The organism is Curtobacterium sp. MCBA15_008 (assembly GCF_001865065.1).
Taxonomy (GTDB): domain Bacteria; phylum Actinomycetota; class Actinomycetes; order Actinomycetales; family Microbacteriaceae; genus Curtobacterium.
Window position 1 is genome coordinate 40,538 of the sequence record NZ_MJGN01000011.1, and the last position, 13,231, is coordinate 53,768.

Genomic DNA, 13,231 nt, shown 5'->3' on the forward strand with positions numbered 1-13,231 from the left:
GAGCCGACCGACGGGGCTCCCGGCACCGGGCGTCACGGGCGACGACACCACTTCGTGGCGATGTCGGATCCGGACCGCGATCCCCGGCTTCTGCCGTCCGGATCCGACATCGCGGAAAACCGGAGCACTGCAGCTCCGACGATGCCGAGCACGACGCGACGGCCGCTGCCGGCGAGTCCGACCGCGCGCACGCACTCCTCCCGGCGCCGTTCGTGGGTCTGCTCGCCGGGTGAGCGACGGACGGTGAGCGTCAGCGGGTGAGCGTCAGCGGGTGAGCGCGCCAGCCCAGCCGAGGGCGATCGGGACGATCAGGCCGTGCCGGTGGTGGGGCAGGTCCGCGATGGGCATCCACGCGGCCTCGTCCGTCGACCCGTCGAGCTCCGACCGCAGCGACCCGCCGGTGATGGCAGCCCGGAAGACGACCTGCACCGCCTTCATCGGCCGCCCGTTGGCGTGGATGCGACGCTCGGCGGGCACGATGTGGTGGCGGACGCCGAGGAGCGCACCGACCGAGGCCTCGAAGCCGGTCTCCTCCCGGATCTCGCGCACCACGGCCTGCTCGACGGACTCGTCGAACTCGACACCGCCGCCCGGCAGCGTCCAGGTGCCTGCCTCGGGAAACCGGAGCTTCGCGAGGAGCACGCGGTCACCCTCGGTGATCACGCCGTAGGCGGCGAGCCGGGTGTCGTAGTCCGTGTACTCCATCCGCCGACCATGCCAGCAAGGCCATCCCGAACGACTTAGCCGCGCCGGTCACGCCCGGTCGCGGCGGCCGTGGTCAGGACAGCGTCGTGACGGATCCCGTCGTGGGCGTTGCGGCAGCGGCAGCCGCCCAGCCGACGCGCATCCGCGTGACGGCGCGGTCGAAGCCGGCCAGCGGGTCGGTGTCGTCGCGGACCATCGACTGCAGCTGGAGTCCCTCGTACAGGGCGACGAGCTGCTCGGCCGCGTGCCGGGGCGAGGTGCCCCGGGGCTCCCGTCCGGCGACCACGTCCCGCACGAGCGCGAGGGTGATGTCGTCGAACGAGCTCGTGTACTGGCCGCGGAACCAGCCGGCGGCGGGGTGCTCGGGGTTCGACGCGGCGCTGAGCAGCGCGGTCCGGAGCCGGACGAGCGCCGGTTCGTCGAGGCCCGCCTCGAGCCGGGCGCGCAGGTATGCGACGGTGCCGGAGCGTTCGGCCACGACCCACAGGGCTCGTCGGCTGCCGTTGTTCCACCGGTCCATCACGGCCACGACGAGGAGCTCCCACGACGGGTACGCCCGGTGGACGTCGGCCTCGGTGACCTCCGCGTGCGCGGCGACCTCGGCCGGACCGACGGTGTGGAAGTCGGATGCGCGGTACGCCTCGATGGCGCCCGTGACGACGCGGGCGCGCAGATCGGCATCGGACTCGGACATGCCGTCGATTCTCCGGCCCGCACGCCCGCCCCGCGAGCCGCCTGTTCTGGGGGCGTCCGGCCGGACCGTCAGCCGCGGTCGAACGTCAGCGTCTCGTCGTCCTCGGCGGTGACCTTGCCGGTCCGCGCGAACTCGGCCCAGATCGCCCGGAAGGCCCGGCCGCGCCGTTCGACCTCGGGCCAGTCCCGCTCCGGCACGAACCGGGTGCCGGCCCAGGCCTCGCGGCCGCCGAGCAGCAGTGGCAGGTCGCTCATGTGCACGGCTCCGGTCGGCTTCGTCGTGACGCCCCGGTGCAGTCGGTACGCGGTCGCCCGACCGCCCGCCGCCCGGTGTCGCTCCGCGAACCGTCGCGCATCGCGTCCGTAGATCACCTCGGACAACGGGCGGACGACCAGCCAGCGCAGGAGCGGGCGCACCGCGCGGAGCTTGGCGACCGAATGGAGGACCGGGACGAGCGGGACGTACATCCCCGTCTCGTCGGAGCCGGAGCCGATCAGGACGTCGACGTCCGGCGCGACCGCGCTCCACGCACGGTCGAGGTCGCGTTCCGGGGGCAGCGGCGCGTGGCCGTACTGCGTGCCGAACGGCATCCCGCCGGCCAGGCCGTACGGTGCGGCCGCCTTCGTGGCGACGGCCTGTCGTTCGAGCATCTCGTCGAGCGGGGTGTCCGGGTGCACGGCGCCGATCGCCTTCGTCATCGCCCGGTTCATCCGCGCCCGACCCCGCGAGAGTCCGAGCGGTGCGCTCTGGATGATCGCGCGCCGGAAGAGCCCGGCCGTCCCCGAGCTGATCATGAGGTGCGCGGCCGCGTCCCCGCCGGCGGACTGTCCGAACACCGTGACGAGGTCCGGGTCGCCGCCGAACGCCGCGATGTTCCGCTGCACCCAGCGGAGGGACTCCGCCAGGTCGAGCAGTCCGAGGTTCGCGGGGACGGACTCCCCGTCGCCGAGGAACCCGAGGATGCCGAGCCGGAAGGTCACCGACACGAACACGACGCGCTGTTCGGCCACGAGGTCGCGCGCGTCGTAGATGGGCAGGTCGCCGCCGCCGATGACGTACGAGCCGCCGTGGATCCACACCATGACGGGCAGTCGTTCGCCGGGCTGCACGTCGGCCGGCGCGGTGATCGACAACCGCTGGCAGTGCTCGTCGACGACGAGGCCCTCGACCGGCCGGAGCAGCTGGTCGACGAACAGCGCCGTCGGCTGCGGGGCGACGGGCGCCGGCGAGGTCGCCGGGTACGGCTCGGTGAACGTCGGCATCGGCTCCGGTGGCGCGAACCGCTCGGCGCGCGCGTACGGGATCCCGAGGGCGCGGACGACGCTCCCGTCGACGACGCCGGTGACGGGTCCGGCGGGTGGTTCGAAGGTCAGCGAGGCGGCGTCGAGCATCCGCTCACGGTACCGAGGTGACCAGGGGACGGACTGGAGGCGCGGGTCGTCGCCGCCCCGCGCCTCCCGGCGGTCGTCAGTCCTGTCGGGTGACCGGACGCAGCGAACCCGACGCCGCGAAGGCCGCGACGAACAGGACGGCGACCAGCCAGAGCGCACTCAGCGCGCCGACGTGCTCGGCGATCGCGCCCACGACGGGAGGACCCGCGAAGTTCGCGAAGTAGCCGATCGACGCGACCACGCTCACGCGCGCGGCCGGGTTCGGGCCGCTCTGGGCCGCGGCGGACATGCCGAGGGGGAAGCCCATCGAGACGCCGACCGCCCAGAGCACCACACCGATCAGCGTCAGCCACCAGCTGTCCCCGACGATGAAGAGGACCGCACCGACGATGCCGAGGGCGGTCGTCCAGCGGATGGTGGCGACCCGGCCGAGTCGATCGACGACCGGTCCGGCGAACACGCGCGTGGCCGCTTCGGAGACCGCGAAGGCGGTGAAGAACAGCGCGCCCACCGCCGCGGTCTGCCCGTGGCCGTCGGTGGCCGCGAGGGCGAGCCAGTTGTTCGCGGACCCCTCACCGAGCTCGACGCCGAGCATCACGACACCGATGAGCAGGAGCCGCACGTCGGCCCACCCGCGTGCCCACTGTCGGAGGCGCTGCCGGCGGCTGAGGGTGGTGTCGGGCGCCTCGGCGCGGCTGCCGTCCGGGATCCCGCGCATCGCGACGGTACCGACCACCAGGATGACGACGGCCTCCCCGAGGAGTTGGGCCGACGGGGTGATGCCCAGCCACGCGCAGAGGGCGGCGATCCCGGCGCCGAGGGCCGCGCCTCCCGACCAGGCGGCGTGCATGAGCGGGAGCAGCGTGCGTCCCGCGAGCACCTCGATGGCCGTGCCCTCGACGTTCGCCATCACGTCCAGCGCACCGATGCCGGCCCCGGCGATCACGAACCCGACCGACGCCAGCGGCGCGGAGTGCAGGGCGGCCGCGGTGCCGATGACGCTGATCGCTGCGGGCACCAGCACGACGACCGCGGTGAGCGCGCGTCGGCTGCCGAGCCGGCGGAGGAGCGGTGCCGCGCTGAGCAGCCCGCCGATCGACCCGATGGTGACCAGGCCGAGCATGAGGCCGATCGTGCCGACGTCCACGCCGAGTTCGACGCGGAGCTCGGGGAGACGTGGGCCCCAGGCAGCCAGGCTCACCCCGCCGATCGCGAAGGCGGTGATGACGGCGTTCCGCCATCCGGCGAGCTGGCTGCGGTCCACGTCGACCGACGGAGTCGTCATGTGACTAAAACTACACACCGGGTGGTTTCTGGGGTAGCGTCGTACCCGATCTCGCCGCGGAGCATCGCTCCTCGACGGGCCGCGACACCCAGTCAGGACCGAAGGAGCCTCTGCAATGCCCACCACCTCTGTGCAGCTGTACTCGCTGCGCGACGCCGTCGCCGAAGACCTCGACAAGGCCATCGCCCGCGTCCGTGAGATCGGCTACGAGAACGTCGAGCCCTACGCGTTCGTCGAGCGTGCCGCCGACCTCGAGCACGCCTTCGCCGCCACCGGCCTGAAGGCCCCGTCCGGCCACGTCGCCGTGATCGACGCCGACGACACCGCCCCGATCTGGGACGCCGCCGAGCGCCTCGGCATCCAGACCGTCATCGACCCGTTCATCCCGACCGACCGCTGGCAGACCGCCGACGACGTCGCGAAGATCGCCGAGCGCGTCAACGAGCTCACCGCCGAGGCCGCGTCGCGCGGCCTGAAGTTCGGGTACCACAACCACCAGTGGGAGTTCACGAACAAGGTCGACGGCCGCACCGTCTACGACCTCTTCGTGTCGCAGCTCTCGCCCGAGACCGTCCTCGAGGTCGACACCTTCTGGGCGACCGTCGGCGGCGCCGACGCTCCCGCGGTCCTGAAGGGCCTCGGCGACCGCGTCGTCGCGATCCACGTCAAGGACGGCAAGGTCGACGGTGACATCCGCACCGCCCTGCCCTCGTCCGAGAGCGCCCTCATCGTCCCCGAGGCGCTGCAGCGCGCCTTCGAGAACCAGACCCCGGCCGGCCAGGGCGACGTCGACGTGGCCGCGATCCTCGCAGCGGCGCCGCAGGCCATCCGCGTCGTCGAGTTCGACGCGTACAAGGGCGACGTCTTCGAGGGCATCACCGAGTCGCTCGAGTGGCTGAAGGCCAACGACAAGTGAGCCGCGTCGGGATCGGCATCATCGGTGCCGGCAACATCTCCACGCAGTACCTGGAGAACCTGACGAAGTTCGCCGACGTCGAAGTCCGCTTCGTCGCCGACGTGCTGCTCGACCGTGCGGCCGCCCAGGCGTCCGCCTACGGCGTCGGTGCGTCGGGCAGCGTCGAGGAGCTCCTCGCCCGTGACGACGTCCAGATCGTGATCAACCTGACGATCCCGGCCGCACACGCCGAGGTCGACCAGCAGATCATCGACGCGGGCAAGCACGTCTGGAGCGAGAAGCCGATCGCGACCGACCACGAGTCGGCCGCTGCCGTGCTGGCATCGGCGACGGAGAAGGGGCTGCGCGTCGCGACCGCCCCGGACACCGTGCTCGGTGCGGGCATCCAGACGGCGCTCCGGGCCATCGCCCGCGGTGACATCGGCGAGCCGCTCTCCGCGACGACGCTGTTCCACGTCCCCGGACCCGAGGCGTGGCACCCGAACCCGGACTTCCTGTTCGCGAAGGGCGCCGGGCCGCTGTTCGACATGGGGCCGTACTACGTGACGACACTGGTGCACGCGTTCGGCACCGCCTCGCGCGTGCAGGCCGTGTCCTCGAAGTCGCTCGAGCGCCGGACCATCGCGTCCGGTCCTCGCGCGGGTGAGACGTTCCCGGTGGAGGTCCCCACGCACCACGCCGCCCTGATCGAGTTCGCCGGCGGGCAGTCCGCCCAGTCGACGTTCTCGTTCCAGCACGCGCTGCCGCGGATGGGCTTCGTCGAGATCAACGGCACGCTCGGCACGATCTCGCTGCCGGACCCGAACACCTTCGAGGGCTCGTCGCAGCTCTGGCGGTACGGGCAGGACGAGCCCGAGACGCTCGAGGCCGTGGGCTCCACCTGGGGTCGGGGCACCGGCGTCGTCGAGCTCGCTCGGGCGATCGCCGAAGGCCGTCCGGAGCGCGCGTCCGGTGCGGTCGCGCTGCACGTGCTCGACGTGCTGCTCGGCATCCGGGACGCCGCCGAGTCCGGTTCCGCCGTCGACATCACGTCGACCGTGGACCGGGTCCCACCGCTGCCGGAGGACTTCGACCCGGCCGCCGCGGTGCTCACCGCGTAGGGGTCACGCGCCGCGTACCGGAACGGCCGGGTCCCGATCGGGACCCGGCCGTTCCCGTGCACGCGGATCAGGCCGGCGGCACGATCTGCTCGAGCAGCCGTAGGACCTTCTCGCCGTCGACGGCCTCCGGGTCGAGCAGCCACTGCACCTGCAACCCGTCCGACGCGGCGATGCTCAGCGACGCCAGGTCGACCGGGTCCAGGTCGGCCCGGATGCGTCCCGCCGCCTGGTCCGCCTCGATCAGCACCGCCAGGTCGGCCCGGAGCCGGGTGAACCGCTCCCGCATGAACTCACGGGTCGCCGGGTGGCCCTCCTGCACGGCGTCGGCCGCGAGGGTCGTGTAGAGCTGCACGAGCCCCGGGACCTCGCGGTTCCGCGAGGCACTCTCACGCATGTCCCCGATCGCGGACTTCATCCGGTCGGGTGCCCCCTGCTCGCGTACCTCGTGCTCGCGGTACACGGCGAGCAGGAGTTCGTCGCGGTTCGGGAAGTAGTGGCGCAGCGCCGCGTGGGTGATGCCCAGCGCATCGGCGACGGATCGCAACGACGACGCGTCCACACCGTGGTCGGCCACCATCCGGATCATCTCGTCGAGGATCTGCGTCCGGCGCTCGGCACCCTTGCGGTACCCGCCGCGTCGCGGCGGGGCCGCTTCGTCGTCGGCCGGGTGGGTCATCCCCCCAACCTACCGCTGGAAGTTACCGCTGGAAGGTTTTTTCCGGGAGGCACGTGGGGACCGGTGCGGACCGGTCCGGCCCACGGGACGCCAGGCTCGGCGACCGTCCGGTTCAGGAGTCGTTGGGCTCCGCGTCGCCGTCCGGGTCGACCACGTACTCGTCGACCGGGGCAGGGGCGCCGCCGACGAGGGCCTCGGTGATCTGCGCCAGGCAGCGGGCGAGGACGTCGTTCTCCTCGGTGGACAGGTGGTCCATGACCTCGACGACGGCTTCGTGGAAGGGCGCGTACGAGGCGTCGATCTTGTGCGCTGCCTGGACGGTGGGCTCGAGGACCTGCGCTCGGCGGTCGGTGGGGTGCGGGACACGGCGCAGGTACCCCTTGTCGGCCAGCCCGTCGACGATCTTCGTCACGGAGGCATTCGACACGTTGAGCATGACCGCGAGGTCCTTCGGGCCCATCGCCCGGCCGTCTCGGTGGGCCTGGAGCATGTACCGGACGGCGAGGAACTCGTTCTTCGTCAGGCCGCTCTCGGATCGGGCCTGTTCGAGCTGCTGCTCCTCGGCGTGCTGCAGCCGGAGGAGGGCGTCGACGGCGACCTTCGCGGCACGCGACCGGGGCTCCCGGGCGTAGAGGTGCATGTGCTCACGGCGGACGACGGTCAACGGCATGTGTCGGGTGTTCTCTCTGCCTGGTGGAGGTGCTGCGCGGCGCGGTCTTACGCAGCCGGCACGTTGAAGAAGTCCGCGTAGGACGGCTCGGAACGACCCGACAGGAGCGACGGGTCCTGGATGCGTCGTTCGATGTAGGCGTCGATGACGGCGGGGTCGGTCAGGCCGACGCGGGTGTGGGTCCCGCCGAGCCGTGCCTGGCGCGGCATCCCGGTGTACGTGCTGTGCATTGCGATCCCGCCTTCCTGCGTCGTGCTGTCCCCTGCGGACGGTCAGAACTATTTCACGACGTGAACGATCAGTGCAACGAACCTTTTCGGTTCTGTACGGTTCGCGCATCGAACAGTTCGTGTGCATGAACTACCGGGCTCGTCGTCATCGGCGTCAGCGGTTCCGGAGGAGCGAGGCGGCCGCGGCGGGGAACCACTGCCCGGCCGCCGGTCCGCCGTTGCACGTGCCGTCGCTCTCGCCGGGCAGCTTCACCCAGAGCAGCGCGTCGAGGCCGGTCGAGTCGTCCACCACCGTGGGGTCCTGCCCGAGCCCAGCGGTCCGGGAGTTGCACCAGACGCCCGTCGCTCCCCGGCCGTTCCGTGAAACGTCGATCACGAAGTGCCCACCGGTCAGGCGCCGCAGCTGCTCGCCGTATGCCCGTTCCCCGGCCGTCGCGTACGAGTTGGAGACGTTGAGCGAGAAGCCCCGCGCCTCGGCGACCCCGGCGTCTCGCAACAGCCGGGCCATCGTCGCGGGCGCGATCCAGCTCTCGTGGCCGGCGTCGACGTAGACCGCAGCGCCAGCCGACGCGAGGTCGTGGACCGCGGTGCGGATGAGCTGGGTCCGCTGGTTCGCGTCGGCACCCGGGCAGGACGACAGCTGGGCGAGGGCGTCCGGCTCCACGATGACGGCGGCACGGTGTCCGCGGAGCGTCTCGGCCAACACGCGGTTCCACGTGCCGTACGCGCCCGGCGTGAGTCCCCCGGCGGAGAAGCTCCCGCAGTCGCGCCCGGGGATGGCGTAGGTGACGAACACCGGGGTGCGGCCCTGAGCCGACGCGGCGGTGAGGTGGCGCTGCACGGTGGTCCGCAGGGCGGCGGGCGACAGTCGGTCACCGAGCCAGACGCTCGACGGTCGGGCGGCGATCGTCCGGGCGACGGCTGCGTCCGATGTCCGGCCGGCCGCGGCGAGCGCCGTCGCCTGCCGGGACGCGGTCGTGTCGGCGGGGCGGTACAGCCCGCCGACGAACACGTCGGAGCCGCGGGCGCTGGCGGACGGCACCGGCCCCACGGCGGTCACGGCGACGGTGGCCAGCAGCACGGCGATCGGCAGTGCGAGGGCGGGGCGGCGGGTGCGGAGGTGCGACATGGCGGCCTCGGTTCCTGGTCCGTGGGCGAGCGTGGTGAGTGCTACCCGTCGAGGGTCCCTCCTGCTCCCCGGAGCCCGTCACCGTTTCCCAGCCACGACGGAGGTTCGCAGGTGTCGCCAGGCGGCTCCGGAAAAGGAAAACTCGGCCCCAGAGGGGCCGAGCGGTATCCACGAAGACTACCAGTGCGGTGGGCGCCGGATGTGCTCGATCTGTTCGGGGAGTTGCGCGCCACGGATGTCAGCGTCAGTCAGCCGGTACCACCAGTGGTCGCGACGGAGACCGGATCGCCTGTGGAGAACCCCCGCCCCGTCGGTTCCGAGCGTCTTCCGAGCAACTACTTGGCACTCCCAAGGGTCGAGTGCTAGAACATGTGCAAGTTGAGTCGAGGGGACTCAACAGCAGATACGAAGGAGTTGATTCCGATGACGATGAACTTCGACCCGTTCCGCGAGCTCGACCGTCTCGCTGGTTCCCTCCTCGGGGCCACCGGGCCGCGCTCGATGCCGATGGACCTGTACCGCACCGGAGACCACTACGTCCTCGACGTCGACCTGCCGGGCATCGACCCGGGCTCGGTCGACATCGACGTGGACGGCTCGCTCCTGACCATCCGTGCCGAGCGCACCCTCGGTGCTCCGGAGGGCTCGCAGTGGCTCACCAGGGAGCGGCAGCCGGGCACGTACGTCCGCCAGCTCACGCTGGGCGACGGACTCGACGCCGAGCGGATCACGGCGGGCTACGACAACGGGGTGCTCAGCGTCACCATCCCGGTCAAGGAGTCCGCGAAGCCGCGCAAGATCGCGGTCACCGTGGGCGCTGGTCGCGAGCAGCTCGCCGTCGGGGCGGGCAGCGCCGGAGAGTAGGAGGGATGTCGGTGCTCGAGTTCCTCAACGCACTCGCCGCGGTCCTCGCCGTGACGGTGGCCCTCACCCTGACGAGCCTGGACCGACCGGTCGCGATGCTGCTCGGCCTGACGGGCAGCCTGACCGGCAGCTTCCTTGTGTGGGTGTCGGCGCCCGCGGCGTGGGACCACTCCGTCGTCCTTCCGTGGGCCGCGAGCGTCGTCGGCACGGTGGCCGTCGTGGCCGGTTGGGCCGCGGTGCGCGCCTACTCGGGGTTGTTCACCGCTCCGGACGGCTCCGCGGACGACGCGGCCAGGAGTCACTGACCCGGACACCGCGACGGCGGGCGGGCGGATCGAGGTCCGACCGCCCGCCGTCGTTCGTCGTCACTCCTTGTTGAGCTTGTCCTGCACCTCGCCGGCCGTCTTCTCGACGATGTTCGGCAGCTCGGTCGTGCCGTAGAAGCGCGAGTCCGGGTGGGTGGGCGGCGGCATCGGCACCGACGAGGTGGGGCCGTCGTGGTACGAGTACTCGCCCTTGCCGTCGAACGAGGGGCCGCTCGCCCAGGGCCCGTTTCCGGCCTCGGCGCCGTCGGAGAAGTTCAGGTACTGGTAGCTGAACTCCGTGTGCTCCTTCGACTGCGGGAACTTGTTCGGCACCGGGAAGTCCTCGACGCCCTTCTCGCGCAGCTCCGCAGCGGCGGACGCCCACATGTTCTGGTGCATGGTGTCCCGGGCGATGAGGAAGCCGAGCAGGTCCCGGACGCCCTTGTCGTCGGTCATGTGGTAAAGCCGTGCAGCCTGCACGCGGCCCTGCATCTCGGCGTTCTCGTTGGCCGTGAAGTCGGCGAGCAGGTTGCCGCTCGCGGTGATGTACGAGCCCTGCCACGGGTTGCCGTTGCTGTCGACGGGACGCGCACCGGCGCCGGCGACGATGGCGTGCTGGACGTCGGTCCCGCCGACGATCGCCGCGACCGTGGGGTCGTCCTGCAGGGCGTCCTCGGTGATCCCGAGGGGGCTCTTCTCGAGCAGCTGCGCGATCATCGTCGCGAGCATCTCGACGTGCCCCATCTCCTCGGCACCGATGCCGAAGACCAGGTCGCGGTACTTGCCGGGCATGTGCATGTTCCACGCCTGGAACTGGTACTGCATGGCGACCGAGATCTCGCCGTACTGGCCGCCGAGCACCTCCTGCAGCTTGCGGGCGTAGACGGCGTCCGGCTTCTCGGGCGTCGCCTTGAACTGGAGTTCCTGCTTGTGGAAGTACAAATCGTGCTCCTTCGTTCGTTCGGTCTTCGGGTCAGAGGATCGGGGTGCCGCCGGTCACGGCGACACGAGCACCCGAGACGTAGCTGCCGTCGTCGCTGGCGAGCAGGACGTAGACCGGCGCGAGCTCGGCGGGCTGGCCGGGTCGACCGAGGGGCGACTGCTTGCCGAACTCCTCGACCTGTTCCGCCGGCATCGTCGACGGGATGAGCGGCGTCCAGATCGGCCCCGGTGCCACGCTGTTGACGCGGATGCCGCGCTCGCCGAGCATCTGTGCGAGCGCTGCCGACAGGTTCGCGACGCCGGCCTTCGTGACGTCGTACGGCGCCAGGGTCGGCTTCGGGTTGTCGGAGTTCACCGAACTGGAGCCGATGATCGACGAGCCCGGGCCGAGGTGCGGCAGCGCTGCCTTGACGAGGTGGAAGTACGCGCTGAGGTTCGTCGCGAGGGTGTGGTCCCACTCCTCGTCGCTGATCTCCTCGAGCGTCTCGTGCGTCATCTGGAACGCCGCGTTGTTGACCAGGACGTCGATGCCGCCGAGTTCGGAGACCGCCCGGTCGATCACGGACCGGCAGTACGCGGGGTCGCTGAGGTCCCCGGGGAACAGGACCGCCTTCCGACCGGCTTCCTCGACCCACCGCTTCGTGTCCTGCGCGTCCGCTTCCTCGTCGGGCAGGTAGCTGATGAGGACGTCGGCACCCTCGCGGGCGAAGGCGATCGCGACGGCCTTGCCGATCCCGCTGTCGCCGCCGGTGATGACGGCCCGCTTGCCGGTCAGCTTGCCGGAACCCCGGTACGACTCCTCACCGTGGTCGGCCTTCGGCGTCAGTTCCTGGTCGCTCCCCGGTGGCTGCTGCTGGTCCGTCATGTCGCTCCCTTCGTGGCGGTTCTCGACGTGCAGGGGCGATGGTCGGCGCGCGGCTCTGAGTGCCCGTCCGGACTGGACGAATGACGCGGTCACCGTGGCCGGATCACGCGGTGCGGACCAGGTGCCGGACAGTCGGCACGCACCGCAATGGTCTGCGGGAAACCGCAGGCTGCGGACACCTCCCGTTCAGGGGCTTCATAAGGTGAGTCCTCCTCTCGTACAGTGCTCCCGGCGCCCCGAGGCGTCACAGACGACAGCAGCGAGAACGGACGATCCATGGCCCGACCCGAACGAGCCCGCGCCCAGCGCAGGCGGTTCCTCCTCCCCCTGGCAGCCCTCGCGGTCGCCGCCGCCTCGGTCCTCGCGACCAGCGCACCGGCCAACGCCGCCGCGACCTTCACGACCCAGGCCCCCCGCGCCACGGGTGCGATCAAGGTCGGCAGCAAGGTCACGGCGGTCTTCCCCACCTGGAAGCCCACTCCCACGGCCAAGGGCTACCGGTGGCTCCGGGACGGCAAGAGCATCAGCGGTGCGACGAAGTCGGTCTACACCCCGGCCGCCGCGGACCGTGGCCACCGGCTCTCCCTGATGATCATCGGGGCGAAGAACGGGTACACCCAGGCCACCCGGACGAAGGACCTCGGAGTCGTCGCACCCGCCGACGCCCCCAAGGCCACCGTCGCGCCGGCGCTGCACGGCTCCGCCCGGGTCGGGGGCACGCTGTCGACCACGAACGGCACCTGGAACGTGACCGGGCTCTCGGTCCGGTACCAGTGGCTCCGGAACGGCTCGATCGTGTCCGGCAAGACCAAGAACACGTACGTCCTGACCAGCTCGGATCGCGGCACGACGATCGCGGCGCGGGTCATCGTGTCGAAGGCGGGCTACGCGGACGGCAGCGCACGGACCGCGGTCACCGGCAAGATCGCCGGCGTGGCCGCCGCGTTCTCCGGCAACGGGACGTTCGCCGTCGGATCGAAGATCAAGCCCGGTACCTACTACTCCGGCTCGACGAACGGGTGCTACTGGGCGCGCCTCAGCGGCGCGAGCGGCAGCTTCGACGAGATCCGCGCGAACGATCTCGGCAGCGGACAGCGCATCATCTCGATCTCCCCGGGCGACAAGTACGTGGAGTTCAGCGACTGCGGCTCCTGGTACCCGATCTCCGGGGCTGGACCGCGACTGTCGAAGATCCCGGCCAGCGGCGTCTACAAGGTCGGCCAGCAGATCGCCCCGGGCACCTGGCGGACCTCGTTCACCGACGGTTGCTACTGGGAGACCCGCGCCTCCGGCTACGGCGGTTTCGAGGACGTCATCGCCAACGACTACATCGACGGGCGTGGCTCGACCACGGTGACGATCTCGAGCTCCGTCTACGCGTTCGAGACCAGCTACTGCGGTACCTGGACCAAGGTCGGCTGACACCGCCCCCGCACCGCACTGCACCGCCCCGGCCGCA

15 protein-coding genes are annotated in these 13,231 nt (G+C 71.3%); 5 read left to right on the forward strand and 10 right to left on the reverse strand.

Features of this window, described 5'->3' with window-relative positions:
- Window positions 1-264: 264 nt before the first annotated feature.
- The 4 genes from BIU96_RS05415 to BIU96_RS05430 all read right to left on the reverse strand — a co-directional run bounded on the left by BIU96_RS05415 (window position 265) and on the right by BIU96_RS05430 (window position 4,075).
- On the reverse strand, window positions 265-705 hold the full coding sequence (locus BIU96_RS05415; protein WP_071291594.1) for an NUDIX hydrolase: 441 nt from the start codon (window positions 703-705) through the stop codon (window positions 265-267).
- 73 nt (window positions 706-778) lie between these two features.
- Window positions 779-1,399 carry a TetR/AcrR family transcriptional regulator gene (locus BIU96_RS05420; protein WP_071291595.1) on the reverse strand — a complete coding sequence of 207 codons (621 nt, stop codon included), beginning with the start codon at window positions 1,397-1,399 and terminating at the stop codon, window positions 779-781.
- Window positions 1,400-1,467: 68 nt separating this feature from the next.
- Window positions 1,468-2,790 carry a carboxylesterase family protein gene (locus BIU96_RS05425; protein ID WP_071291596.1) on the reverse strand — a complete coding sequence of 441 codons (1,323 nt, stop codon included), beginning with the start codon at window positions 2,788-2,790 and terminating at the stop codon, window positions 1,468-1,470.
- Window positions 2,791-2,866: 76 nt separating this feature from the next.
- Window positions 2,867-4,075, reverse strand: coding sequence for an MFS transporter (locus BIU96_RS05430; protein WP_071291597.1), 1,209 nt, complete (start codon window positions 4,073-4,075; stop codon window positions 2,867-2,869).
- Window positions 4,076-4,190: 115 nt separating this feature from the next.
- Between BIU96_RS05430 and BIU96_RS05435 the strand changes: the two genes are divergently transcribed.
- Window positions 4,191-4,991, forward strand: a complete 801-nt coding sequence (locus BIU96_RS05435) for a sugar phosphate isomerase/epimerase (protein WP_071291598.1) — start codon at window positions 4,191-4,193, stop codon at window positions 4,989-4,991.
- On the forward strand, window positions 4,988-6,091 hold the full coding sequence (locus BIU96_RS05440; RefSeq protein WP_071291599.1) for a Gfo/Idh/MocA family protein: 1,104 nt from the start codon (window positions 4,988-4,990) through the stop codon (window positions 6,089-6,091). Before BIU96_RS05435 ends, BIU96_RS05440 begins: the two co-directional genes overlap by 4 nt.
- Before the next feature lie 67 nt (window positions 6,092-6,158).
- On the opposite strand, the gene BIU96_RS05445 is transcribed toward BIU96_RS05440, so the two are convergent.
- The 4 genes from BIU96_RS05445 to BIU96_RS05460 all read right to left on the reverse strand — a co-directional run bounded on the left by BIU96_RS05445 (window position 6,159) and on the right by BIU96_RS05460 (window position 8,796).
- Entirely contained in the window at window positions 6,159-6,767 is a 609-nt protein-coding gene (locus BIU96_RS05445; protein ID WP_071291600.1) for a TetR/AcrR family transcriptional regulator, read from the reverse strand.
- Between the two features lie 112 nt (window positions 6,768-6,879).
- Window positions 6,880-7,437 (reverse strand): MarR family winged helix-turn-helix transcriptional regulator, encoded by a 558-nt coding sequence (locus BIU96_RS19725; RefSeq protein ID WP_071291601.1) that lies wholly within the window; start codon window positions 7,435-7,437, stop codon window positions 6,880-6,882.
- Between the two features lie 47 nt (window positions 7,438-7,484).
- Complete coding sequence (locus tag BIU96_RS19730; RefSeq protein ID WP_071291602.1) at window positions 7,485-7,667, reverse strand: hypothetical protein; 183 nt, start codon at window positions 7,665-7,667, stop codon at window positions 7,485-7,487.
- A 154-nt stretch (window positions 7,668-7,821) separates the two neighbouring features.
- Window positions 7,822-8,796, reverse strand: coding sequence for a glycoside hydrolase family 6 protein (locus tag BIU96_RS05460; protein ID WP_071291603.1), 975 nt, complete (start codon window positions 8,794-8,796; stop codon window positions 7,822-7,824).
- 423 nt (window positions 8,797-9,219) lie between these two features.
- Here BIU96_RS05460 and BIU96_RS05465 point away from each other — a divergent pair, with 423 nt between their 5' ends.
- Entirely contained in the window at window positions 9,220-9,660 is a 441-nt protein-coding gene (locus BIU96_RS05465) for an Hsp20/alpha crystallin family protein (RefSeq protein ID WP_071291604.1), read from the forward strand.
- Between the two features lie 5 nt (window positions 9,661-9,665).
- Window positions 9,666-9,965 (forward strand): hypothetical protein, encoded by a 300-nt coding sequence (locus tag BIU96_RS05470; RefSeq protein ID WP_071291605.1) that lies wholly within the window; start codon window positions 9,666-9,668, stop codon window positions 9,963-9,965.
- A gap of 60 nt (window positions 9,966-10,025) precedes the next feature.
- On the opposite strand, the gene BIU96_RS05475 is transcribed toward BIU96_RS05470, so the two are convergent.
- Both BIU96_RS05475 and BIU96_RS05480 read right to left on the reverse strand, forming a co-directional pair.
- Complete coding sequence (locus BIU96_RS05475) at window positions 10,026-10,907, reverse strand: manganese catalase family protein (RefSeq protein WP_071291606.1); 882 nt, start codon at window positions 10,905-10,907, stop codon at window positions 10,026-10,028.
- Between the two features lie 31 nt (window positions 10,908-10,938).
- Window positions 10,939-11,772, reverse strand: a complete 834-nt coding sequence (locus tag BIU96_RS05480) for an SDR family oxidoreductase (protein ID WP_071291607.1) — start codon at window positions 11,770-11,772, stop codon at window positions 10,939-10,941.
- 276 nt (window positions 11,773-12,048) lie between these two features.
- On the opposite strand from BIU96_RS05480, the gene BIU96_RS05485 reads away from it, so the two are divergent.
- Window positions 12,049-13,194, forward strand: coding sequence for a hypothetical protein (locus tag BIU96_RS05485; RefSeq protein ID WP_071291608.1), 1,146 nt, complete (start codon window positions 12,049-12,051; stop codon window positions 13,192-13,194).
- The last annotated feature ends 37 nt before the right edge of the window (window positions 13,195-13,231 follow it).